An 18,924-nucleotide genomic window follows, 5' to 3' on the forward strand; every position below is an offset into this window, starting at 1 on the left:
AGGAGGCTGCACGTGGCACGGGGTGGCCCCAAACTTGACGACGTACGCCGTCAGGAGCTTGGTCAGAGCTTCCAGGACGGAGGCGAACACTACGAACGCGTGCGCCCCGGTTACCCCGGCGATTCGGCCGACTGGCTTATTCCGGCGGGGGCCCGGGATGCCCTGGACGTGGGAGCCGGCACCGGAAAATTCACGGTCCTGCTGCTCGACCGCGGATTGATCGTTTCCGCCGTGGACCCCTCCACAGACATGCTCGACCAGTTGCGGATCCTGCACCCCGGCGTTGCGGCCACTGTGGGCACTGCCGAGGCGACGGGATTCGCGGACTCCTCATTCGACGTCGTCAGCGTGGCGCAGGCATGGCACTGGTGCGATCCACTGGCCGCCAGTACGGAGCTTTCACGGGTTCTCCGCGCCGGCGGAAGGTTGGGGCTGATCTGGAACCAGTTGGACACTTCAGTCCCTTGGGTTCACCGGCTTTCCCGCATCATGCACGCCGGGGATGTCTACCGGCCGCACTTCCAGCCGCCCTTGGGACCGGAGTTCGTGGAGCTGGAAAGCCATGTCACCCGCTGGGAAGACGCGCTCACCACGACAGAGATCATGGAGCTTGCCAAGTCGCGGAGCTACTACCTCCGTTCCGGCGATACCACCCGCGCCAAGGTCCTCGCGAACCTGGACTGGTACCTCCACGACCATCTGGGACACTCCCCCGGCGCGGGCCTGGGACTGCCCTACCTCACCCTGACATGGCGGGCCGCAAAAGCGTGACGCCCTCCGCGCAACGGGTAGGCTTGGTGTCGTGAAGACCAGCGCGCCCTCCTCCTCCATCGAGGACTACGTCAAGGTCATCTACTCCTTCACGGAGTGGCAGGACAAACCCATTACCTCCTCCCAACTTGCGCAACGGCTGGGTGTGGCAAACTCCTCCGTGTCCGAGATGGTCCGCAAGCTCAAGGACCAGGGCCTGGTGGACCACAAGCCGTACAGCGCAATCACCCTCACCGACGCCGGCGTGCGGCTTGCGCTCTCCATGGTCAGGCGGCACCGGCTGATCGAAACCTATCTGGTCCAACAACTTGGCTACAGCTGGGATGAGGTCCATGATGAGGCCGAGCATCTCGAACACGCCGTCTCGGACACATTTATTGAGCGGATGGCGGCGAAACTGGGAAATCCACTTCGGGATCCCCACGGCGACCCCATCCCCGGCGCCGATGGCACGGTCCGGATGCCACACGCCCACCTGATGAATGAATTGGATCAGGGACACACCGGCCGGATCACTCGAATCAGCGATGAGAACCCTGACTTACTCCGGTACCTGTCTGCCGAGGAAATCGACCTCGACGCCGATGTGGAGGTAGTGGGCCGCAAGCCATTTGGCGGGGCACTTGTAGTGCGAATCAGCTCCGCGGGGAAGACTCGGGAGTATGACCTCGCTGATGAAATCACCTCGGCCTTGTGGGTGCACAGCGACGCGCCGCACGCCGGCTGCGTCCTCGGAAACGGCTGAATGGCCGGCACTGAGGCACCTGGCTGGCGTGCATGGCTGGCGGTGGCCAGCGGCGGACTCCTCGGGACCGAACTCCGGTACGGCCTAGGCCTGGCCTTCCCTGATGCCGCGGGAATGATGCCCTGGACCACGCTGGGCATCAACGTGGCCGGGAGCTTTGTCCTGGCAGCCCTGACGACGTTCTGGATCGCAAGGCCCCGCACGGCTTTCTGGCTCCGGGCGGGGCTCGGGCCCGGTCTGCTGGGATCCTTCACGACGTTTTCCGCAGTGGTGTTCGCGGTGGATCAGTTCTCCCGTGCCAACCTCCACCTGGTGTGGATTGCGTACCTCGGCCTGTCACTTCTGCTGGGGTTCGGCGCCGCGGCCGCTGGCTGGAGGACGGGCAAAGTGCTGGCCGACCGCTCCGGAGCCCCTGCGTGATCGCCGCAATGCTGGTAGGCGTCTTCGGCGTGGCCGGTGCTCTGCTGCGCTTCGCCGTGGACAGCTGGTTCGCTCATCGGCCCGCCGCTACCTCCACGGGCCCGCGCGCCAAGGACGCCGCCGGTCGGACGCCGCAGCACTGGCCGTGGGCCACCCTGGTGGTCAACGTAGCCGGGTGCCTGATCATAGGGCTCTCCGTTGGAATGACAGGACGGCTGGGACTGCCCGAAGACCTCCATGCCGCTGTGGCAACTGGCCTCGCCGGCGGCCTGACTACTTTTAGTTCGTGGACAACCGCCACCATCAGGCTGCTGGCTGAATCCCGGATTGCCGCTGCAGCCTTGAACGTGGCGGCCAATCTACTCGCGGGATTCGCCGCTGCTGCTGTGGGTATCGCCCTTGCGTCCTAGCTGAATCAGCGCACTCTGTGCTTCCGGTTGCCTGGTGGGCGGCGGCGGCCTCTAACGCAGTCCCGTATCGTTGACTGTGATGATTAGCAGACGTGACGCGGCAATTGCCCTCGATGTACCCCTGGAGATGGCCCAACGCCACGGCATCCCAAAATGGCTGACGGAAGCCGACCTCGGCGAAATCCTGGACAACCCGCCGCCCTGGCTTGTCCAATCGAGGGCAAACCGCACCGGGAAGCGTCCTGTGTGGGTTCATCTGGAATGTGCCGTGTGCGGCTACGAGGAAGCGGCGCGGCCCAAGAAATGGTGGCCCGAGTTTACCTATGTCAGCTGCGGTCACCATGCTCCCAGTGAGCTGCCGCCCCCACGTCCGGGCTTTGTCCGCAGCGAGTTCGACGGCGTTGGGACCCGGTTTGTCGGCATCGCGGACGTCGCCGTCCCGGACTGAATCCGGGCATTTCCTTAAGGGCGAATCAGGCGTAATTTACGAGATGGGACGTACGCCGTCCCGCCTAATAAGGGAGCACGCCATGCCTGACAAGACACCTCACCAGAATCTGTCCAAGAAGCCGGTCAAGACCATCAAAGAGAAACGCGCCGAAAAGAAGGCCAAGAGCCCCATTGACGGCCCGCAGGATCCGGTCGCGCACCTGAAGAAGCGCCGGTAGCGGCCACTACCCGTTAGCCGCCATTTCTTCGGGCACGGCAACAAGGTCAGTTTCTTTGCCGTCCCTCAGCACCGCAATCCGCAGGGGCTGGCCGATAGCGTCGGCGAACAGCAGCTTCTGCAGGCTTTCAGCGTTGCTGACGGGACGGCCGCCTGCTGTCAGGATGATGTCACCCGCCGCCAGGCCTGCCCGGTCCGCGGGCGAACCTGCCAGGACCTCCACCACGCGCAGCCCGTCCCGCTGCCCTGTCCGGACCACGGCACTGGCATTTAGGCGGATGGGCGTGCTGACGACGCCAAGGTAGGCCCGGCGAACGCGCCCGTCAGCCAGCAACGCCGCGATGATCCTTCGCGTAGTTGCATTGATGGGCACCGCCAGCCCCAGCCCGGCACCGGCCACCGCTGTATTGATGCCGACAATCCGCCCGTGGGTGTCCGCCAGCGCACCGCCGGAACTCCCGGCGTTCAGGGCCGCATCCGTTTGGATAACGTCCTCGATCACCCTCCGGTTGCCTCCCGCCCAGACTGGGATCGCTCTGCCCAGGCCGCTGACGACGCCAGCAGTCACGGATCCGGCCAGCCCCAGCGGGTTCCCCACCGCAACGACGAGCTGCCCCACCCGCAGGGTTTCCGCGTCGCCGAACTCGGCGGGAGGGACTTTGGGCGCGCGGCCGCGCACAACGGCAAGATCGGACAATGGATCGGCGCCCACGAGCTCCAGGTCGGTGCGGGCACCGTCCGCGAAAACAGCGTTGCCTTGGCGGGTGCCGGCCACTACGTGGGAGTTTGTCAGCAAGTAACCGTCCTCCGTGAACAGCACCGCCGATCCGGCGCCCACACGAAATCGTCCATTACGGCGGTTTCCCGTCATTTCAATGGCGGCAACGTGTGGGGTGACTGTCTCAGCCACGCGCATGACCGTCTCCGAGTACGAGTCCAGAGGCCCGTCGTCGGACGCTGGTGAACCGGGCTTCCGCACCTGGTCCATGGCCCACCTCCTGGGGTTATGGCAGCCGATTGGCTCCGGACTGGCTGCTGGTCCTATTTGTCTCAACCATTCGGCCTGCCGTCCTACTCCCTGCGTGTCTACGCCGTGGGTGAACGGGGGGGAAATGACAGCGTCAGCTGCTGCATTGCGCTTAACGCGGAACGGCCCGGACCAAGGTCCGGGCCGTTCCGCGTGCCTTGCGGCATCGCAAAATGTGGAGATGGGGGGAATTGAACCCCCTAAGAGGGTGCGTAAACACAGTACTTTTAAGTACATCCAGTCCATAACAGCCATTAAGGCAGGGTAAAGATGGGTAACGAGGTCAAAAACTCTTTACTCCGTAAACACCCATGTTTACGCCGTCAACAGGTCCCAGACTCACCACATTCACCAGATTCACAAACATTCACCCCACACAAAAAGGCCCCCACCGAAGTGAAGGCCCTCTGCTTCGTCACTAGTCCTGCTGCTCAAGCGCCTCAATGTCTTTCAGTAAAGCTCCAGACGGGTTCAGCCGGCGCAGTTCCTCAAAGAGTGCACCCTTCTCCATCGGACGCCTGATGCCAGGGGCCTGCATGTACGGCGCCGCAGCTTCGAGTGCGGCGTGTGCGTGCGTAATGAACTCAGCCTTTAGGGCATCACTGCGCGATTCCCAATCCATGCCAGTCTGACTCTGAAATATAGCTCTGGCAGTCGCCTCCACGGCTTCTTCGGGGATCACTTCGGCGCTCCTAGGCTGATGCCATTGTCTGCGAATACTGCTTTGAGGTCCGCGTGTGCAATGTCATCCACGGCTACCCATCCCGGACAGGTGCAGTCTTTCTCGGGGGATGATCCGTCACCACCACAATCCGGGCAGGTTGTGCGTATTGGATGCGCCGCCTCCACAGCCTCCGCGGGTATCACTTTGAGTAGTCCACTTCGATAGTTCCTTCTGGAGCCGTCCATCCCGAGAGCTTGAGCGCGTTCAGGATCTTTGTCGTGATTAGCCAGGGTTCAGCAAGGTATAGGTGCTGCATTCGCTGTACTGCTTCGTAGGCGGTCAACTCAGCAACGTTCTCACGGGTCGCGTCCGCTGCGTTCCTGACCCAACCTTTGACGATTCCCTCAACCAATACGCTGGACTGATATTCGATGGTTTCCGATTCACTCATACCCTAACTTTACCCGAAATTACCCATTCATATAAGTACTTTTGGGTAACGGTATGCGCACCAAAAAGGCCCCCACCGGAGTGAGGGCCTTTCTGATCATTCGCTTGCCTCGCGTAGTTCGCGTCCGTCTAGTGAGTGGTGGCTGATTAGCCACCCGTTGGATCCGTCGTCGCGGAATACGGCTTCCACGTCAGGGCCGCACATGCAGTCATCGTCCTCGTGTTCGATCAAGTCATTGACAGGTTCAACGTGGATCGTGCTCACGCGTCACCTCGCAACGCTTCGGATCTTCGCATCATCCACACCACAGCGTTGTCTGGTGCGACGATAGTTTCTAGGGGGAACGCATCAACTGCATCCTCAAGGGCCTGCGCCGCCATGTGCGGCGCCGCGGCTTCGAGAGCAGCGCGCAGGTTGTATTCGAAGATCGAACCATCCAACGCGGCCTGCTCACGCCAAGCCCGATGCGCCGCCTTCACCGCCTCCTCCGGGATCACGGGATAGCATCCCAGTCGATGTTGTCGTATTCATCTTGGCAGGGCATGCACCAGTGTCCGGTTGGACTTTTACGCGCCTTTGGGTCACGTGCCCGTTTGTTGCAGATGGGACATAAGGACTCATGAGATATCGTGCGCTTGGTCATTGTTGTTCATCCTGGTTGTCTTGGGTGTATTGGCGTAGCGCGTCCCTGATGATGGCGCTGAGGTTGTCGCCTTGTTGTTTTGCTTTGGCCTGCGCGAGGTCCCACAACTCGTCCTCTACGCGGACTGTGCGGCGGGTCGTTCCGCGGGTCATAGACCCTCCTCAATGACCTCAAACTCGGCGCCGTTGACCATGGCGCCGAGGACCGCATTGGCATCTTCGAGTGAGGCGAACGGTTCGGTCATGACCTTGCCGCGAGCGTGTGCGTAGTAGCCGTTTGCGTCATTACGTACCTTGAGGCGGAAGTTCATGACCTTACCCTTCGTTGTCGGCTTGTTCCGATAGATAAAGACTATCGGGTGTCATGACACTTGTCTACCCAAAAGTACCCGATCATCCAAAGTATTTTTAGGTACTTCCATGCGCAATGCAGTAGCCCCCGGTGACTCGCCGGGGCACTGAGACTCACCACATTCACCAGATTCACAACCATTCACCAACGAAGAAGGCCCCCACCGAAGTGAAGGCCTTTCTTACTCCACAGCTTCCGCCGGGATCACTTGGTGGTCCTGTAGGGGTTGGTGTCGGCGGCGTTGTAATTCTTGCCACCCTTCGCATCCTCGAACCCGACCGCGTAAGCCTTAGCCCAGCCTGCGTCCAGCATGTGCGGTGCTGCCGCTTCAAGGGCGGCACGGGCGGTAATTACGGGGTCAGCGCCGTGCTTCTGACCAGCAATAACAACCCATACCGCCGCCTCAACAGCCTCATCAGGGATCATGCTTCTACGTCCGTTCCGTCCACGCTGACCGAGGCTAGTGCTACTCCTGCACCGTCCCAGTCATGCAACTCATTGGTTGCGCGTTCTATGGCTTCATCCATACTCGCGGCCTTCACAGTTGCGGTGCCGTGCATTTTCCAGCAAACCTCAAACGTGCTCATTCTTCTACTCCTAGTAGTTTGCGTAGCTCGAAGGTGGTGATGTGTGACCGGATCGCACCTAGCGCGTTGTCCCGCTCCTCAGCGAACGCCAAGAGGGCATCCCGAACCGCCTGAACGCCATCCTCATATCCCTGTTCACGGATGCGCGGCGCCGCAGCATCAAGAGCAGCAGATATGGAACGCTTCACCTGTGAGGGAACCTTGAACCCACCACCCTCCGCCAGCCGTAGCCCTGTCAATGTCTCACGGTAGGCGGCCTCAGCAGCCCGCTTAGCCTCCGACGGTATGTTCATGTTCTCAATTTGGCTCATGCAACAATTCTACCCGAAATTACCCAACCGTGTAAGTACTTTTGGGTAACGGTGTATGCAATGCAGTAGCCCCCGGTGACTCGCCGGGGGCTTACATGCGTGGCGTATTCGTGGCGGTAGCGCTACGAATTAGGCGACCAGTTGCCGGTAGCGCCGACCAACAGGATGCTGCGAATACCGGGCCTGGATCACCGGGCACAACTGACACTCCATACAACCCGCTATACGGGCCTGCTCATCCGTCAACGTCGCGGCCCGATCCATGAGTACCTGACGGGTGACCTTCAACTCACGGGCGATACCGGCAAGCGACTTACCGTTCTTACACACACCCACAATGTCAGCCAACGGCAGCAGACGTTTCGCAGTCTCATAGCGAACAGCCATCTCGACCGCCTCAACCTGCGTCGTAGAATGCCCCCGCTCAATATGAACCTCCTCATGAGCTATCGCGCACTTCTCCTGAATCTCATTCAACCGATCATCAACCCAAATATTCACCCCATCCGTCTTAGCAGCAACACCATCAGGCATACGAACCTTGAACACCAACGCCATACCTAGAACCCCCAGCAACAACGAACGAAACGAACGAGACCCGGCCCGCTACTAGACCGTCCAACCACACTAGAACCCGACACCGACAATCGATAGACAAACCCCAGAACCTCGATTAATCGCACACAACCGACCTACTCGCCAGTACCCTTCCCTTCCTCATCCTCCAAATGCTCCATGTTCGTAGACGCCGCCAGACCATAAAGATTCTGCATATCGTCGTTCTGCAACGGCGCCGGGTTCGACACCAGGCGCCGGCGGATCTCATCTAACAGATCCTCATTCGACACCAACGCCAACGGACGCACACCCGACACCTGATCCAAATGCAGACTGTCCTCCGCATCCAACATCTCCATGCTGATACTCGACGCCTTACGATCCTTCATCCGCAAAACATCATCAATCACACCCAAACGCCAACCAAGGCCCTTCTCAATCCGCCGATAACTCGTACCCGACAAACCAGCCCGACCAAACTCAAACGACACGAGCGTCTTATCCGACCCCAACCCCATCTCCTTAGAAAACGGAACACGAGACAAACCCAACTCCTCCCGCCGCTGCTTCCCCAACTCACCCACCCGACGCAACAACGCCATACGCCCAAACTCCGGCTCATCAGCCGGCGGAATATTCAACACCTCCATAATCGCCGCCGCCCTATTCCTAGGCACCGACTCACCACGCTCCCAACTACTAATAGTCCGAAGCGAAACACCAACCTCCTCCGCGAGCTGACGCTGCGTCATCCTCACCATCTCCCTTGCTGCTCTTATCTGTTCTCCGGTAATGCTGCTCATGTGCTCCATGTTTCTCCCCCAAGTCGTATTCGTATATAGGTAGCGGGTGCATTTAAGTACCTGTCTTTGCGCACATCCACTACTTGCTTCCGGAAGATTCCGTTAGCTGCTCATGGCCAAAGGTTGTCATGAGAAGAACCGCGCAAGCAAAAAAAACTTTTTGACCTGCACATGCGCAGATTGCTAGCATGCTGCCCCTGTAATTTACCGCTTCTTCCCTTAATTGGCGCGGGTTTTCGGTACTTGCGCACGTCTTCCGGTTCCTGCGTGCCAGCACTTGCGCATACCTGCGCATCCCTGCTACCTTCTTCCTATGAGCGAACGAAAAGTACTCGGACGGGCCATCAAGGTTCTCCGTAAAGCAAAGGGAATAACGCAGGACGCACTCGCCCTCGAAGGGGACATCTCCCCCTCACACCTACAGCGAATCGAAACAGGCGAACGTCAGCCCACCGAAGCCACCTTGCTAGGCATCTGCAAGTGCCTCGGAGTCTTCCCCGAAGACATCACCTACGAAGTCGAGACACTCATCCTGGTCGCAGACCCCGCACACGCACGCATGGTCCGCTCCCCTCACAGCAAGGTCCGGGTCGCAGCATGAACGAGAACGCTGAACGCGTCGAACTGACTGACATTATTGCGTCGAACCGCAATGAGTATGCGGATAAGACGGCTGACAGGATCCTCGCCGCTGGTTACCGCAAGCCCCGGACCATCACGACGGTTGAGGAACTCGACGCGCTGCCGGTTGAGTCCGCGGTTCTTTCGGACATGGGAAACGTATACATCAAGGACATTGACCTCGACGACCCGACCGCTATCTGGTGGGTTACTGCTGGTGCCGTGAGCGAGTTCCCAAGCATTGCCATAACACTCCCAGCAACCATCCTTTGGGAGCCGGCGACGTGACCCGCCACAAGACCCGACTAGCCATCGACCAACAACAACGCTGATGGAACCAAACTTCACCGTCGAGGAACTAGCCCAAGCAGTCGCCGCAGCCCTCGCACAACAACTAACCCCACCCGACCCCAACCAGCTCTACGACCACGAAGACCTAGCCCGACTATTCAAAGTCACCAGATCAACAATCTTCGCAAGAGCCAAAGCACAGAACTGGCCCAGAACCAGGATCGGCACGGACGGCAAAACAGACCGATTCACCAAGGCCGACGTCGAAGCCATCATCGCCCTAAACCACAAAGCCCCACCCCCACCACGAACCGTCCCCAACGTCGGGACACGAGCCAACAGAAGGAACGGAAAACAATGAGCATCTATCAACAAGCTGGCACCCGGAACTGGGATAAGCCAGCCGTGTACAAGATCCGGCCTGATGGTTTGTGGTGGGCGACTTACCGGGATCAGCACGGCAAGTACCACTCGGACATGTTCGAGTCTCACCCCGAGGCCATGAAGCGGGCCCTCGAGTACGCGGCAGGCCAACAATGAACGACCGGGCAGCGTTGGAGGCGATCAACGGCATTCTTGAGCAGTTCTACCGCGGCAACCTCGCCGTTGAACTCGCCGTACTCGACATCGCAAAGGTCGCCGGCGCAAACCAGACCCAGCACCAACAAGCAGGCCCGCAATGATCATCCTCGTCCTCACACTCGCGGTCGGTTTCGGTCTTGCGATCCGGCCCGCCATCCAACACGACAACGACCAACCCGCACACCACACAGGAAGAACCAAACAATGAGCGCATTCACCATAGGTTTCACGGGCGGGCACACCATCACAGTCAAAGGCATGAACCCGACCCAAGCTAGCGACCTAATGCGCGGCCTTACTGCTGGTCCCGGAACAACCCTCATCAACACCTCAGACGGTGGGACCACGCTCGTAAACCGCGACCAGATCACCTACGCCAAGTACGAGGAGTACACCAAATGACCACTCAGCCCATCTCAGCGAATGACACTCTCCAGTCGTCTTACGTGTTCGGTCAACAACAAATCCTCCACACCCTCACACGCGACCACGAAGCAGAACGACGGGCACTCACCTATCTCGACCGTCACGCACCAGACCTTATCGGCATGGTCATGGGACACGTGCTGTGACCCGCCAACAATGCGAGTGCGAGATGTGCACAACTGAGCCGCCCGAAGAGACACCCATCCGAGCAGAGGAAATGGAATGACGACCACGATTACCGAACCGGCCATCACCGGTGGACAACAACCAGGCCTGCACATCTACGAGAACCTGCAACAAGGCACCGACGAGTGGTTGGCTGCACGCTGCGGCATCGTCACGGCCTCAGTCGTGGGGCAGCTCATCACCCCACGGACGGTCAAGCCAGCAGCTAACGACTACTCGCGGGCCCTGACCATGACCCTCGCAGCCGAACGCATCACCGGCCATGTCGAACCCATCCATGTGAACGCGGACATGGAACGCGGCACCCTTGACGAGCCGTTCGCCCGCGCTATCTACAGCGACCACTACGCACCGGCTACTGAGGTTGGGTTCATGGTCCGTGACGACTTCGGTTTCCGGATCGGCTACTCACCCGATGGCTTGGTTGGTGATGACGGTCTGGTTGAGATCAAGTCCCGCCGTCAGAAGAAGCAGCTCGCAACGATCCTGGCTGATGAGGTGCCGCTCGAGAACATGGCACAAATCCAGGCCGGCCTACTCGTGTCCGGGCGTGACTGGCTCGACTACGTATCCTACTGCGGCGGCATGCCCCTCTTTGTGAAGCGTGTGCTGCCCGATGAGAAGTGGTTCGCCGCGATCAAGGAAGCTGTCGCAACATTCGAACGGACTGTTTCGCACATGCTGGCGGACTTCGATCTTGCTACCGTCCACATGCCAGAAACCGAACGCATCGACCACTACGAAGACATGGTGTTCTAAATGGACTTGACCCAAAGCATCGCCCCGAAGTCGGACCAGCTCAACGCGGACGACCTGATCAGCGGGCCCATTACTGTAACGATCACTGAGGTTCGCGCTGGCACCCCTGAGCAGCCCGTTGACGTGATCCTCGCCGAATACCCAGGCCGCGCATACCGCCCGTCCAAGTCCATGCGACGTGTCATGGTGTCCGCGTGGGGGGCCGAAGCGAGCACCTACGCAGGTCACCGCCTCACCCTCGTCCGCAACCCCGAAATCACTTTCGGACGGGACAAAGTCGGCGGCATCGAGATCGCCGAAATGTCACACATCACCAAACCGCTCACGGTTGCCCTCACCGCAACCCGCGGCAAGCGTAAAAACTTCACGGTCGCTGTCCTCACCACACCCGCAGCCCGCGACTTCCTGGCTGAGGCGAAGTCACTGAACGGTGACACCGACAAGCTCCGGGCACTCTACATGGACGCACAGCAGGCCGGAGCAACACCCGAAACCCTCACAAACATCCGCGCACTAGCAACCCCGGCACCCGTTGAAACGCCCGCCGCTACCTAAATGCGGTTGCGGGAAACTCGCCTGCCCCTCACTCGAGGACGCACGCGAAATCCGCGCCAAAATCTGGGCACGAGAAGGCGGACCAAACACTGCAAGGTTCTACCGTTGCGGCAACGCCTGGCACTGGACCCGCGAACTAGACCCCAACTACCACCTGAAAGCAGTTGCATGAAACCCCGCACCATCACCGTCTACAGCAAACCGAACTGTCAGCCCTGCAAGGCTACGAAACGTTGGCTAGACAAACGAAACATCCCTTACACGGAGGTCGATATCAGCGCCTCCCCGGCCGACCTTGAAGCTATCCAGTCGCTCGGGTTCCAAGAAGTCCCCGTCGTCATCGTCTCCACCGGCGACCCCGAAACCGACCTCATGTGGTCCGGGCTCGTAGTAGCAAACCTCGAAAAGTACACGCACTCAACGAAAGCAGCAGCATAACTATGGCAACGATTTCCACTACCGCAAACATTGGCAAGTACCACGGCATCAAGTTCGGGCAGGACGGCAAAGCGCGGATCCAGTTTTCCGCAGCCGAGACAGCCCGTGTGAAGGATCAGGGCGGCAACTGGGTTGACGGCGGAACAACCTGGTACAACGTGACCCTGTTCGGCGGCGCCGCGGAAGCACTCGACCAGCTCATCGCGAACCAGGGCGGCAAGGGCAAGGTCGTGTTCACGGGACGGATGAGTACCCGCGAGTATGAGCACAACGGTGAGAAGCGCGAATCGTTGGATGTTGTCGCGGACTCTGTCGGCCTCGTCCCCAAGAACCAGACCACCAACAACCAGCAGCCGCCGCAGCCGGCGAACGCGGGCGGCTGGGGCAACCAGGGCGAAGTTCCGTTCTGATCCGCCCCGTTTTTTAGTGCAGTGTTGGGTACTTAAAATTACCCAACTTAGAGGGTATATTTAAGTACTTGGTGGCCCGCCTTTCGACGGGCCACCACAACCCCAAGGAGAAGCAAATGAGCGCTTTCCACAGGACCGTCGCCGACAACGTCGCCGCACTCCACACCTGGCACACCAGACAACACCTCCTCGACTGGACATCCTGCGTCACCGAACCCTGCAACCACCTCGACCCCGACTTCCGAAAGGTCTGGAGCAAATGAGCCTTTACCAGTTTGGGCAGACGAAAGCGGCGAAGGAAGCACGCGAGGCTGAGATTCGGGCGCGGCAGAAAGTCGCCGAGCTACGACGCCTCGAAGCCGAACTCGAAGCCCGCATCGAAGCCCGCAAACAGCAACTCAAACACGTCCCCAAAGTCCGGACGTATGCGCCCACCGCTGAGCAGGTTCGGGCCTGGGAAGCACACAAGGAAGCCGAAGCGAAGAAACTCCCCGAACCCGTGTGGGGCGGACCACACAACCTCTACCTCGCTTCACTCGAAGCATCCGGCTGGGACCAAACCCACCGCCGCGGCAAGAGGAAGCAGAACGCAGCATGAACATCACTGACCAAGCAATCGAAGCTGCCGCGAAGGCGATTCAAGAGGAGTGGGGAATTACCCCATTCGGCGAATTGAGCTACCAGGCGGAACGCGCACTTCGAGAAGACGCAAAGGCTGCGATTCTCCTGCTAGCTAAATGCGCTTTGGAAGCGTCCGCGTGACCGCCGCATCCCATGCCGAACGTAAAGCGGCCCGGAAACAAGCAGACACCGCCCGCAAACAAACCCAAGCCCAGCAAAGGAAAACCCCATGCCCCGAACGCTAAACCCATGCGGCACCCAAGCAGCCTACAAACGCCACAAAGCACGCGGCGAACAAGCATGCGAACCCTGCAACCAAGCACGCCGCGACTACGACACCCAACTCCGCCGCGAAAAAGGCGTCAAACCAGTAATCACCTACGGCGTCACCAGCCTCGTAGAAGACATCACCTTCCTCCTATCCTGCGGCGAAGGAGAACACGCCATCCTCAAAGCCACCGGATACATAGGCCGCGAACGAACACTCCGCATGCGACTCAACAAATACGGACGCCAAGACCTAACCGCACAAATCTTCAACACCTGGGAACTCGCCGCATGAGGTGGTTCGGAAGCAACGACGGGCACTTCGTCTACTGGCTATGCGACGAATACGGGGTGATCTACGTCGGATACACCGACAACCCTGGCCGGCGCATCCCAGAGCATAGGCGCAGCAAGAACTGGTTCCGGCAGGTTCAGTCCGTGGATGTCAGCCGGTACGCCACCAAAGAACAGGCACTAAAAGAGGAAGCCATGTCGATCATGTTTGGCGAGCGGCTTAAGAACGTTCAACTTCACCCGAGGCTGTCACGCGAAGCCTTCCAAGACGCCCGCGCAGGCATCCATTACCCCGTGCTAGAGAACTACGAAAACGTACCAGTGGAGAGGTTCTAGTGGCGCGTGAACACGCCCGCATCCAGACGGCTATCTGGATAGACGATGACTTCCTAGACCTAACCCGCGAGGCACAACACCTCTACTTCGTAATGACCACGCAGATGACACTTAACTTTTGCGGCGTCACCACATGGCACGCGGGCAGGATCTCCCAGCTCGCCGCTGACTGGACTGTTGCCGAGGTTGAGGAAGCGGCGGAGGAACTGTCAGAGCACCTCTACCTGGTCATTGATGAGACGACCGGTGAAGTCCTTGTGCGGTCCTTTATCCGCAACGACGGACTCCTCAGTAGCCCGAACATCACCAAGGCCATGTACCGGACCTACTCAGACATCGGATCCCGCACACTCCGCTCTGTCGTCGTCCACGAACTGAAGCGACTCCATACCGAGCAGCCACTTTTGAAGGGCTGGGACTGCTGCGGCGACCTGCTCACAAAAAGGTCCAACGACCCGTCCGAACTAACCCCTTACAAAGCAAATCGGAACCCTTCCGAAACCCCTTCGAAACCCTTCCCCGCAGCAGTTGGGAACCCTTCGCATGCTCCCTACTCCCTTCTCCCTACTCCCAACTCCCATACTCCCGACTCCCCGCAGCGAAGCAGCTACCCACCCGACTTCGAAACACTCTGGAACCTCTACCCCCTGAAGCGCGACAAGAAAGCCGCGTACAAGGCCTACGTCAAGGCCTCGAAGGAAGTAGAAAAAGAAGCCTTGAGGGAAGGGGTCGTCAGGTACCGCGACGACCCTAACCGGAAGCCGCAGTTCACTAAGCATTTCAGCACGTGGTTGAACGCGGGCTCCTGGGACGACGAACCACTCCCAGCCCCAGACCTCGGCAACCAGCGCATGGACCACAGTGCCCGCGGGTTGGCGAAGGGGATGGCGTTGCTTCAGGAGTACGACGCACAGCAGCAGCAGGATCAGCCGTTTCTAGAGATTGAGGGATGACCGTGGATCACAAGCAGACGATCGCGATGTTGACGTGGATTAATCAGGTTGACCCTAGGGTGATGTTGAATCAGGCGGCGGCTGAGACGTGGGCGTACTCGCTTAGGAGTGTTGACCCGGCGGTTGCTAAGCAGGCTGTCCTCGAGCATTATAAGGCGAACGAGTCGATTGCTGCGTCTCCTGGTGCGATCTCGAAGCGGGCGGCGAACATCAAGACGAGCCGTGACGCGGGGCAGCGTGCGGGCCAGATCGAACCGCCGGCCCAGCCTGTGAAGCACCCGCTCAGTTGGCGTTCCCGTAACCCGGAACTCTGGGACCAGCTATTCGAGGAAGGCCGACGTCAAGGAAACGCCGAACGCGGCAAAGCATCCCAACACCGAGCCCCCGAAGAAACCCACGACGGGTGGATGGCTGCATGACCGCTCAACGGGCTTCCTGCTGCCCACACAGTTACCCAAAAGTACTTAGTGACCCAAGTACCCACACGCAGGATTACGCAGCCTTAGCAAACGCATACCCGGAAGGAAGCAAGTGACCCGCACCCGAGCCTCAGCCAAATCCGCCGGCTCGAGCATGGAGCGCCTGGTTGCTGACTATTTCAAGGCGCATGGTTTTCCGTTTGCTGACCGTCGCGTGAAGACGGGCGCGAAGGATACTGGCGACGTTGGCGGGGTGCATGTGCATGACCGGAGGCTGGCTATTGAGGTGAAGAACACGGCGAAGATCAGCCTTGGTGTGTGGGCGGCTGAGGCTGAGGTGGAGCGTGTCAATGACCAGGCACTCGCTGGGTTGGTGGTGCATAAGCGGCATGGGAAGGGGCAGGCTGCGGATCAGTGGGTTACGTTGACCCTCGCGGACTTCTTGGCGATCCTGACGGGTACGCGCCCATAATTTTTTTGCGCACCAAAGTACTTAAATATACTTACCTAATCGGGTATTTTCGGGTAACATTGTCGTATTGGCCTTGAGCGGGCCGAACCAATTTTTAGGGGGAAATCATGTACGCACCTACACCGTTGTCTGTGCTTCGTCAGGCTGAATCCGTTCCGGAGACGGCAGAAAACTTTCAGATCCTCCGGGAGCTGATCCAGGCTCTCAAGGACCTCGCTGCAATTGCGGAGGTTGCGAAGTGAGCCGGCAACAGTACCGCATCGAATGGTGCGGCAACGTGAAAGTGTACGTGCCGATCAAGCCGAGGAAATCATGAGCGAAACCATTTATTGCCCGGCGCTGACGTACCGGCAGACCAGGGACACCCCAGCGGAGTATTGCGAGAACGAGGTCGCCGATTACGGGGATCTGTGCGACCGGCACGATGAGGACGACCGCGCCGATGCGGCATATGACGACTACCAAGAGAGTTTGAGGGATGATGCGTAACTTTTTTCGCCGTAACCGGTCCGCACACCGTGCCCAGCCAGTGATTATCGCCCCGGAAGACAGGTTGATCGCGGCGCATTCGGGGTTCACTGAGGCTCAGTGGTTGGCTCTCCCCGAGTTGGCGCGTGCTGATTGCCGCGAAAACATTGTTTGGCGGCTCCCGTGACCCGGCCTGCGCAACCCGAACAGACTGAGACGTTCGTCCTCTCCGACTCAACCCCGATCCTTGCGGCGAAACTCCGCAACATGGACCCCGAACTACTAGCCACCATCCGTGGGAAGGGTAAACCATGAGCGACTTCGACCCTAACGCGCCACTCCCACCGATGCGCTCCCACGGCAAGGACATCCACGATTCATGGGAACCCGCATCACGACGGTTCAAAGACATCGAACCCGCCGCTGTTGCTGCTGCGAACGGGGGCGGGGAATGACCCTGGAACTGTTTCCGAAGCACCCGGACATGGATGCGTACCGTGTGGGCGGCGCATACCAGCCCTACGCCGTCGTAGCAGTGGACAAAAGGTTTAGCGATGCGGAACTGTGCGCGGAGTACCAGAATTCACGGTTGATCAGCTACGTGCGGCAGAAGCGGACACACAACTATCCCGGCGACATGGTCCTATTCGACCATTACGAACGGGGTCTAGAGCAGGAATGGCTGCTGGAGCGCTTTGCCACTCTCCCCCACTACGACGAATGAGGCCACGACGATGTGTGAGCACAACGAAACCCTCCAACGCGCCAGACACGAACTAGAGCAAATGTGGGGGCGCGGGGTAATCGACTACGGCAAATTGAAACAACTGCTCGAAACCACTAACGGGGAGACGAATGAATTGCACTTGTGACGCACCCCTACCAGATGGCTTCTTCTTGTGCACCTTGTGTGGTGATCTGCTCGCTACAGCTCTAGCCGAGGTTGCGGATGTGGTGACGGTGTTGGACGCGGGACTCTCACGGGCGAGCCTGACAGCCAGGTATGGGGAACGCGTCAACAGTTCGGGCCCGTTGCACGCGCCGTTGCCGATCAACGAAACCCTGTACGACGCGAAACGGGGCCTGCATGTGGCGCTCATGAAAGCGGCGCTACAGCTCGGGGAACGCATCACCGACCGTACCTGTGCTGGACTCGCCGGACACCTGACCCGCAACCTGGGACTTGTGCGCCGGCAGGAGTGGGCGCCGCACCTCGAACCAGAGTTGAGGAAGCATCTGCGCCATGGTCATGAACGGCACGCGAAAGAAGACGACCGCGTGTTCGCCGGTACGTGCCCCGACTGCGAAACCAACCTCTACGCCAACCGGGATGACACTCAAGCCCACTGCGCAGGTTGCGGGGCCGGGTACGAGGTCCTCAAGTGGCGGGCGCACGCAGCGACCGCGAAACACTACTACATCGGCACACCCGCCGACCTCTCACGCAAACTCAGCACGCCCCAGTACAACCACACCGTAACCGCCGACCAAATCCGCAAATGGGCCAACCGCGGCAAACTCAACCGGGCAAACGACGAGCTAGGGGAAAGTGGGCAAATCATCGCCGCCCACTACCGGCTCGGAGACGTACTCAAACTCGTAGACCAACGACTCGCACGATACCCACTCGAAGGACGCACAGCATGAACAACGAACGAATCGCCCAGATCGAAGCAAGACTCAACGCTTCGACGCCGGGGCCGTGGGGAAATGCCGATGACACTTACCGCTCCATCCCAGTCCACCGCATAGGCTCCGAGGTCACCGGATCAGATGTGGCTCAGGTGATGCTGATGGGAAAGCAGTCCGCCGCTGACGCCGACTTCATCGCCAACGCACCCGAAGACCTCCGCTACCTGCTCGACCTTCTGCGAGCCTCGCGCTAAATCCGTGCGTAATTAGTTACCCGAAAATACCCAAAGATACTTGAAAGTACCCATTTGTCCTGCTATGGTTTTAGTAGGTGGAAATTTACCTAAGGCCCCGAGACTTCAACAGTCCGGGGCCTTAGTCTTGCCCGAAAGAGGCCGGAATGAGCATCGCACCCACAGAGCACCCCGTAGCGACACTGAACGCAACGCACAGGTGCGACCGCTGCTCAAACTCAAGGGCATACGTACTCGTACTCCTGCGCTGGTCGCCCGGCCTTCCATCCTCCGGCGAGCTGTACTTCTGCGTGCACCATGCAGACCAGTACGCCGAAGCGCTCGCCCCGTACGTCAGCATGATCATCGACGAACGCTGGCAACTCACCGAGGGCATCCGCGACGACGGACATGTCCACTAATGCGTAAACGAGCCGAGACAGGAGAAGCCGTGTACAACCCCGCAAACCGTCCCAGGCATCCCGTCGCCGTTGCGTACTTGAACGACGCGGCCCTGTTAGCCCGGATCGCCGACGGCCTCGACCTATCCATG

At 59.6% G+C, this 18,924-nt stretch carries 42 protein-coding genes; 31 read left to right on the top strand and 11 right to left on the bottom strand.

Going from position 1 to position 18,924, the window contains the following annotated elements:
• The first annotated feature begins 12 nt into the window (after positions 1-12).
• From ACFC25_RS04095 to ACFC25_RS04120, 6 genes are all read left to right on the top strand, one after another.
• Positions 13-771, top strand: a complete 759-nt coding sequence (locus tag ACFC25_RS04095) for a class I SAM-dependent methyltransferase (protein ID WP_376044156.1) — start codon at positions 13-15, stop codon at positions 769-771.
• Between the two features lie 31 nt (positions 772-802).
• The gene (locus ACFC25_RS04100) at positions 803-1,516 is read left to right on the top strand and encodes a metal-dependent transcriptional regulator (protein WP_376044157.1); all 714 of its coding nucleotides are present in this window, start codon (positions 803-805) and stop codon (positions 1,514-1,516) included.
• On the top strand, positions 1,517-1,936 hold the full coding sequence (locus ACFC25_RS04105; RefSeq protein ID WP_376044159.1) for a fluoride efflux transporter FluC: 420 nt from the start codon (positions 1,517-1,519) through the stop codon (positions 1,934-1,936).
• The gene (locus ACFC25_RS04110) at positions 1,936-2,346 is read left to right on the top strand and encodes a fluoride efflux transporter FluC (RefSeq protein ID WP_376044357.1); all 411 of its coding nucleotides are present in this window, start codon (positions 1,936-1,938) and stop codon (positions 2,344-2,346) included. Before ACFC25_RS04105 ends, ACFC25_RS04110 begins: the two co-directional genes overlap by 1 nt.
• A 79-nt stretch (positions 2,347-2,425) precedes the next feature.
• Positions 2,426-2,794: a hypothetical protein gene (locus ACFC25_RS04115; RefSeq protein ID WP_337345806.1), complete on the top strand. Its 369-nt coding sequence runs from the start codon at positions 2,426-2,428 to the stop codon at positions 2,792-2,794.
• An 82-nt stretch (positions 2,795-2,876) separates the two neighbouring features.
• Positions 2,877-3,014 carry a hypothetical protein gene (locus ACFC25_RS04120; protein ID WP_310161748.1) on the top strand — a complete coding sequence of 46 codons (138 nt, stop codon included), beginning with the start codon at positions 2,877-2,879 and terminating at the stop codon, positions 3,012-3,014.
• Positions 3,015-3,020: 6 nt separating this feature from the next.
• Here the strand turns inward: ACFC25_RS04120 and ACFC25_RS04125 are convergent, their stop codons facing one another.
• The 11 genes from ACFC25_RS04125 to ACFC25_RS04175 form a co-directional block, all read right to left on the bottom strand.
• Entirely contained in the window at positions 3,021-4,001 is a 981-nt protein-coding gene (locus ACFC25_RS04125) for a trypsin-like peptidase domain-containing protein (protein ID WP_337345805.1), read from the bottom strand.
• Positions 4,002-4,458: 457 nt separating this feature from the next.
• Positions 4,459-4,662 carry a hypothetical protein gene (locus tag ACFC25_RS04130; protein WP_376044162.1) on the bottom strand — a complete coding sequence of 68 codons (204 nt, stop codon included), beginning with the start codon at positions 4,660-4,662 and terminating at the stop codon, positions 4,459-4,461.
• Between the two features lie 241 nt (positions 4,663-4,903).
• Positions 4,904-5,155 carry a hypothetical protein gene (locus ACFC25_RS04135; RefSeq protein ID WP_376044164.1) on the bottom strand — a complete coding sequence of 84 codons (252 nt, stop codon included), beginning with the start codon at positions 5,153-5,155 and terminating at the stop codon, positions 4,904-4,906.
• 260 nt (positions 5,156-5,415) lie between these two features.
• Positions 5,416-5,652 carry a hypothetical protein gene (locus ACFC25_RS04140; protein WP_376044165.1) on the bottom strand — a complete coding sequence of 79 codons (237 nt, stop codon included), beginning with the start codon at positions 5,650-5,652 and terminating at the stop codon, positions 5,416-5,418.
• A gap of 142 nt (positions 5,653-5,794) precedes the next feature.
• Positions 5,795-5,950, bottom strand: a complete 156-nt coding sequence (locus ACFC25_RS04145) for a ribbon-helix-helix protein, CopG family (protein ID WP_376044166.1) — start codon at positions 5,948-5,950, stop codon at positions 5,795-5,797.
• Positions 5,947-6,108 carry a hypothetical protein gene (locus ACFC25_RS04150; RefSeq protein WP_376044168.1) on the bottom strand — a complete coding sequence of 54 codons (162 nt, stop codon included), beginning with the start codon at positions 6,106-6,108 and terminating at the stop codon, positions 5,947-5,949. Before ACFC25_RS04150 ends, ACFC25_RS04145 begins: the two co-directional genes overlap by 4 nt.
• Positions 6,109-6,353: 245 nt before the next feature.
• Positions 6,354-6,575 (bottom strand): hypothetical protein, encoded by a 222-nt coding sequence (locus ACFC25_RS04155; RefSeq protein WP_376044170.1) that lies wholly within the window; start codon positions 6,573-6,575, stop codon positions 6,354-6,356.
• On the bottom strand, positions 6,572-6,736 hold the full coding sequence (locus ACFC25_RS04160; protein ID WP_376044172.1) for a hypothetical protein: 165 nt from the start codon (positions 6,734-6,736) through the stop codon (positions 6,572-6,574). Before ACFC25_RS04160 ends, ACFC25_RS04155 begins: the two co-directional genes overlap by 4 nt.
• The gene (locus tag ACFC25_RS04165) at positions 6,733-7,047 is read right to left on the bottom strand and encodes a hypothetical protein (protein ID WP_376044174.1); all 315 of its coding nucleotides are present in this window, start codon (positions 7,045-7,047) and stop codon (positions 6,733-6,735) included. Before ACFC25_RS04165 ends, ACFC25_RS04160 begins: the two co-directional genes overlap by 4 nt.
• A gap of 129 nt (positions 7,048-7,176) precedes the next feature.
• Entirely contained in the window at positions 7,177-7,605 is a 429-nt protein-coding gene (locus tag ACFC25_RS04170; RefSeq protein WP_376044175.1) for a hypothetical protein, read from the bottom strand.
• Positions 7,606-7,739: 134 nt separating this feature from the next.
• Positions 7,740-8,408 carry a helix-turn-helix transcriptional regulator gene (locus ACFC25_RS04175; protein WP_376044177.1) on the bottom strand — a complete coding sequence of 223 codons (669 nt, stop codon included), beginning with the start codon at positions 8,406-8,408 and terminating at the stop codon, positions 7,740-7,742.
• Between the two features lie 313 nt (positions 8,409-8,721).
• Between ACFC25_RS04175 and ACFC25_RS04180 the strand changes: the two genes are divergently transcribed.
• The 25 genes from ACFC25_RS04180 to ACFC25_RS04300 all read left to right on the top strand — a co-directional run bounded on the left by ACFC25_RS04180 (position 8,722) and on the right by ACFC25_RS04300 (position 18,793).
• A complete protein-coding gene (locus ACFC25_RS04180; RefSeq protein ID WP_376044179.1) occupies positions 8,722-9,009 on the top strand; it encodes a helix-turn-helix domain-containing protein in 288 nt (95 codons plus the stop codon).
• On the top strand, positions 9,006-9,317 hold the full coding sequence (locus ACFC25_RS04185; RefSeq protein ID WP_376044181.1) for a hypothetical protein: 312 nt from the start codon (positions 9,006-9,008) through the stop codon (positions 9,315-9,317). The genes ACFC25_RS04180 and ACFC25_RS04185 overlap by 4 nt, the downstream gene beginning before the upstream one ends.
• Before the next feature lie 360 nt (positions 9,318-9,677).
• Positions 9,678-9,860, top strand: a complete 183-nt coding sequence (locus tag ACFC25_RS04190; protein ID WP_376044183.1) for a hypothetical protein — start codon at positions 9,678-9,680, stop codon at positions 9,858-9,860.
• Positions 9,857-10,003 carry a hypothetical protein gene (locus ACFC25_RS04195; RefSeq protein ID WP_376044185.1) on the top strand — a complete coding sequence of 49 codons (147 nt, stop codon included), beginning with the start codon at positions 9,857-9,859 and terminating at the stop codon, positions 10,001-10,003. The genes ACFC25_RS04190 and ACFC25_RS04195 overlap by 4 nt, the downstream gene beginning before the upstream one ends.
• A gap of 103 nt (positions 10,004-10,106) precedes the next feature.
• Positions 10,107-10,304 (top strand): hypothetical protein, encoded by a 198-nt coding sequence (locus ACFC25_RS04200; RefSeq protein WP_376044186.1) that lies wholly within the window; start codon positions 10,107-10,109, stop codon positions 10,302-10,304.
• On the top strand, positions 10,301-10,474 hold the full coding sequence (locus ACFC25_RS04205; protein WP_376044188.1) for a hypothetical protein: 174 nt from the start codon (positions 10,301-10,303) through the stop codon (positions 10,472-10,474). Before ACFC25_RS04200 ends, ACFC25_RS04205 begins: the two co-directional genes overlap by 4 nt.
• Positions 10,475-10,550: 76 nt before the next feature.
• A complete protein-coding gene (locus tag ACFC25_RS04210) occupies positions 10,551-11,273 on the top strand; it encodes a lambda exonuclease family protein (protein WP_376044189.1) in 723 nt (240 codons plus the stop codon).
• A complete protein-coding gene (locus tag ACFC25_RS04215; protein ID WP_376044191.1) occupies positions 11,274-11,828 on the top strand; it encodes a hypothetical protein in 555 nt (184 codons plus the stop codon). It abuts the gene before it with no gap.
• A gap of 168 nt (positions 11,829-11,996) precedes the next feature.
• Positions 11,997-12,266: a glutaredoxin domain-containing protein gene (locus ACFC25_RS04220; protein WP_376044193.1), complete on the top strand. Its 270-nt coding sequence runs from the start codon at positions 11,997-11,999 to the stop codon at positions 12,264-12,266.
• Between the two features lie 2 nt (positions 12,267-12,268).
• Positions 12,269-12,676, top strand: a complete 408-nt coding sequence (locus ACFC25_RS04225) for a single-stranded DNA-binding protein (RefSeq protein WP_376044194.1) — start codon at positions 12,269-12,271, stop codon at positions 12,674-12,676.
• Positions 12,677-12,792: 116 nt separating this feature from the next.
• Positions 12,793-12,939: a hypothetical protein gene (locus ACFC25_RS04230; RefSeq protein WP_376044196.1), complete on the top strand. Its 147-nt coding sequence runs from the start codon at positions 12,793-12,795 to the stop codon at positions 12,937-12,939.
• Positions 12,936-13,274, top strand: a complete 339-nt coding sequence (locus ACFC25_RS04235) for a hypothetical protein (protein WP_376044198.1) — start codon at positions 12,936-12,938, stop codon at positions 13,272-13,274. Before ACFC25_RS04230 ends, ACFC25_RS04235 begins: the two co-directional genes overlap by 4 nt.
• Positions 13,271-13,438, top strand: coding sequence for a hypothetical protein (locus ACFC25_RS04240; protein ID WP_376044199.1), 168 nt, complete (start codon positions 13,271-13,273; stop codon positions 13,436-13,438). Before ACFC25_RS04235 ends, ACFC25_RS04240 begins: the two co-directional genes overlap by 4 nt.
• Positions 13,439-13,526: 88 nt before the next feature.
• Entirely contained in the window at positions 13,527-13,859 is a 333-nt protein-coding gene (locus ACFC25_RS04245; RefSeq protein WP_376044201.1) for a hypothetical protein, read from the top strand.
• A complete protein-coding gene (locus tag ACFC25_RS04250; RefSeq protein WP_376044203.1) occupies positions 13,856-14,194 on the top strand; it encodes a hypothetical protein in 339 nt (112 codons plus the stop codon). The genes ACFC25_RS04245 and ACFC25_RS04250 overlap by 4 nt, the downstream gene beginning before the upstream one ends.
• On the top strand, positions 14,194-15,147 hold the full coding sequence (locus ACFC25_RS04255; protein WP_376044205.1) for a hypothetical protein: 954 nt from the start codon (positions 14,194-14,196) through the stop codon (positions 15,145-15,147). The genes ACFC25_RS04250 and ACFC25_RS04255 overlap by 1 nt, the downstream gene beginning before the upstream one ends.
• A complete protein-coding gene (locus tag ACFC25_RS04260) occupies positions 15,144-15,566 on the top strand; it encodes a hypothetical protein (protein ID WP_376044207.1) in 423 nt (140 codons plus the stop codon). The genes ACFC25_RS04255 and ACFC25_RS04260 overlap by 4 nt, the downstream gene beginning before the upstream one ends.
• Positions 15,567-15,678: 112 nt before the next feature.
• Entirely contained in the window at positions 15,679-16,038 is a 360-nt protein-coding gene (locus ACFC25_RS04265) for a hypothetical protein (protein ID WP_376044209.1), read from the top strand.
• A 107-nt stretch (positions 16,039-16,145) separates the two neighbouring features.
• Positions 16,146-16,280, top strand: a complete 135-nt coding sequence (locus tag ACFC25_RS04270) for a hypothetical protein (RefSeq protein WP_376044210.1) — start codon at positions 16,146-16,148, stop codon at positions 16,278-16,280.
• 70 nt (positions 16,281-16,350) lie between these two features.
• Positions 16,351-16,527 carry a hypothetical protein gene (locus tag ACFC25_RS04275; protein ID WP_376044211.1) on the top strand — a complete coding sequence of 59 codons (177 nt, stop codon included), beginning with the start codon at positions 16,351-16,353 and terminating at the stop codon, positions 16,525-16,527.
• 290 nt (positions 16,528-16,817) lie between these two features.
• A complete protein-coding gene (locus ACFC25_RS04280; protein ID WP_376044213.1) occupies positions 16,818-16,961 on the top strand; it encodes a hypothetical protein in 144 nt (47 codons plus the stop codon).
• Positions 16,958-17,230: a hypothetical protein gene (locus ACFC25_RS04285; protein ID WP_376044215.1), complete on the top strand. Its 273-nt coding sequence runs from the start codon at positions 16,958-16,960 to the stop codon at positions 17,228-17,230. The genes ACFC25_RS04280 and ACFC25_RS04285 overlap by 4 nt, the downstream gene beginning before the upstream one ends.
• A gap of 230 nt (positions 17,231-17,460) precedes the next feature.
• Positions 17,461-18,153 carry a hypothetical protein gene (locus ACFC25_RS04290; RefSeq protein ID WP_376044217.1) on the top strand — a complete coding sequence of 231 codons (693 nt, stop codon included), beginning with the start codon at positions 17,461-17,463 and terminating at the stop codon, positions 18,151-18,153.
• A complete protein-coding gene (locus tag ACFC25_RS04295) occupies positions 18,150-18,392 on the top strand; it encodes a hypothetical protein (protein WP_376044219.1) in 243 nt (80 codons plus the stop codon). The genes ACFC25_RS04290 and ACFC25_RS04295 overlap by 4 nt, the downstream gene beginning before the upstream one ends.
• Before the next feature lie 146 nt (positions 18,393-18,538).
• Complete coding sequence (locus ACFC25_RS04300) at positions 18,539-18,793, top strand: hypothetical protein (protein WP_376044221.1); 255 nt, start codon at positions 18,539-18,541, stop codon at positions 18,791-18,793.
• Positions 18,794-18,924 lie beyond the last annotated feature (131 nt).

It is taken from the genome of Pseudarthrobacter sp. NPDC055928, from assembly GCF_042270935.1.
Taxonomy (GTDB): Bacteria; Actinomycetota; Actinomycetes; order Actinomycetales; family Micrococcaceae; genus Arthrobacter.

Bases quoted from the DNA above. Each gene is read 5' to 3' on its own strand.
- ACFC25_RS04105 (WP_376044159.1), top strand. From the start codon at position 1,517: ATGGCCGGCACTGAGGCACCTGGCTGGCGTGCATGGCTGGCGGTGGCC.
- ACFC25_RS04115 (WP_337345806.1), top strand. From the start codon at position 2,426: ATGATTAGCAGACGTGACGCGGCAATTGCCCTCGATGTACCCCTGGAG.
- ACFC25_RS04120 (WP_310161748.1), top strand. From the start codon at position 2,877: ATGCCTGACAAGACACCTCACCAGAATCTGTCCAAGAAGCCGGTCAAG.
- ACFC25_RS04125 (WP_337345805.1), bottom strand. From the start codon at position 4,001: ATGGACCAGGTGCGGAAGCCCGGTTCACCAGCGTCCGACGACGGGCCT.
- ACFC25_RS04130 (WP_376044162.1), bottom strand. From the start codon at position 4,662: ATGGATTGGGAATCGCGCAGTGATGCCCTAAAGGCTGAGTTCATTACG.
- ACFC25_RS04135 (WP_376044164.1), bottom strand. From the start codon at position 5,155: ATGAGTGAATCGGAAACCATCGAATATCAGTCCAGCGTATTGGTTGAG.
- ACFC25_RS04145 (WP_376044166.1), bottom strand. From the start codon at position 5,950: ATGACCCGCGGAACGACCCGCCGCACAGTCCGCGTAGAGGACGAGTTG.
- ACFC25_RS04150 (WP_376044168.1), bottom strand. From the start codon at position 6,108: ATGAACTTCCGCCTCAAGGTACGTAATGACGCAAACGGCTACTACGCA.
- ACFC25_RS04155 (WP_376044170.1), bottom strand. From the start codon at position 6,575: ATGATCCCTGATGAGGCTGTTGAGGCGGCGGTATGGGTTGTTATTGCT.
- ACFC25_RS04160 (WP_376044172.1), bottom strand. From the start codon at position 6,736: ATGAGCACGTTTGAGGTTTGCTGGAAAATGCACGGCACCGCAACTGTG.
- ACFC25_RS04165 (WP_376044174.1), bottom strand. From the start codon at position 7,047: ATGAGCCAAATTGAGAACATGAACATACCGTCGGAGGCTAAGCGGGCT.
- ACFC25_RS04170 (WP_376044175.1), bottom strand. From the start codon at position 7,605: ATGGCGTTGGTGTTCAAGGTTCGTATGCCTGATGGTGTTGCTGCTAAG.
- ACFC25_RS04175 (WP_376044177.1), bottom strand. From the start codon at position 8,408: ATGAGCAGCATTACCGGAGAACAGATAAGAGCAGCAAGGGAGATGGTG.
- ACFC25_RS04180 (WP_376044179.1), top strand. From the start codon at position 8,722: ATGAGCGAACGAAAAGTACTCGGACGGGCCATCAAGGTTCTCCGTAAA.
- ACFC25_RS04185 (WP_376044181.1), top strand. From the start codon at position 9,006: ATGAACGAGAACGCTGAACGCGTCGAACTGACTGACATTATTGCGTCG.
- ACFC25_RS04190 (WP_376044183.1), top strand. From the start codon at position 9,678: ATGAGCATCTATCAACAAGCTGGCACCCGGAACTGGGATAAGCCAGCC.
- ACFC25_RS04195 (WP_376044185.1), top strand. From the start codon at position 9,857: ATGAACGACCGGGCAGCGTTGGAGGCGATCAACGGCATTCTTGAGCAG.
- ACFC25_RS04200 (WP_376044186.1), top strand. From the start codon at position 10,107: ATGAGCGCATTCACCATAGGTTTCACGGGCGGGCACACCATCACAGTC.
- ACFC25_RS04205 (WP_376044188.1), top strand. From the start codon at position 10,301: ATGACCACTCAGCCCATCTCAGCGAATGACACTCTCCAGTCGTCTTAC.
- ACFC25_RS04210 (WP_376044189.1), top strand. From the start codon at position 10,551: ATGACGACCACGATTACCGAACCGGCCATCACCGGTGGACAACAACCA.
- ACFC25_RS04215 (WP_376044191.1), top strand. From the start codon at position 11,274: ATGGACTTGACCCAAAGCATCGCCCCGAAGTCGGACCAGCTCAACGCG.
- ACFC25_RS04220 (WP_376044193.1), top strand. From the start codon at position 11,997: ATGAAACCCCGCACCATCACCGTCTACAGCAAACCGAACTGTCAGCCC.
- ACFC25_RS04225 (WP_376044194.1), top strand. From the start codon at position 12,269: ATGGCAACGATTTCCACTACCGCAAACATTGGCAAGTACCACGGCATC.
- ACFC25_RS04230 (WP_376044196.1), top strand. From the start codon at position 12,793: ATGAGCGCTTTCCACAGGACCGTCGCCGACAACGTCGCCGCACTCCAC.
- ACFC25_RS04235 (WP_376044198.1), top strand. From the start codon at position 12,936: ATGAGCCTTTACCAGTTTGGGCAGACGAAAGCGGCGAAGGAAGCACGC.
- ACFC25_RS04240 (WP_376044199.1), top strand. From the start codon at position 13,271: ATGAACATCACTGACCAAGCAATCGAAGCTGCCGCGAAGGCGATTCAA.
- ACFC25_RS04245 (WP_376044201.1), top strand. From the start codon at position 13,527: ATGCCCCGAACGCTAAACCCATGCGGCACCCAAGCAGCCTACAAACGC.
- ACFC25_RS04250 (WP_376044203.1), top strand. From the start codon at position 13,856: ATGAGGTGGTTCGGAAGCAACGACGGGCACTTCGTCTACTGGCTATGC.
- ACFC25_RS04260 (WP_376044207.1), top strand. From the start codon at position 15,144: ATGACCGTGGATCACAAGCAGACGATCGCGATGTTGACGTGGATTAAT.
- ACFC25_RS04270 (WP_376044210.1), top strand. From the start codon at position 16,146: ATGTACGCACCTACACCGTTGTCTGTGCTTCGTCAGGCTGAATCCGTT.
- ACFC25_RS04275 (WP_376044211.1), top strand. From the start codon at position 16,351: ATGAGCGAAACCATTTATTGCCCGGCGCTGACGTACCGGCAGACCAGG.
- ACFC25_RS04280 (WP_376044213.1), top strand. From the start codon at position 16,818: ATGAGCGACTTCGACCCTAACGCGCCACTCCCACCGATGCGCTCCCAC.
- ACFC25_RS04285 (WP_376044215.1), top strand. From the start codon at position 16,958: ATGACCCTGGAACTGTTTCCGAAGCACCCGGACATGGATGCGTACCGT.
- ACFC25_RS04295 (WP_376044219.1), top strand. From the start codon at position 18,150: ATGAACAACGAACGAATCGCCCAGATCGAAGCAAGACTCAACGCTTCG.
- ACFC25_RS04300 (WP_376044221.1), top strand. From the start codon at position 18,539: ATGAGCATCGCACCCACAGAGCACCCCGTAGCGACACTGAACGCAACG.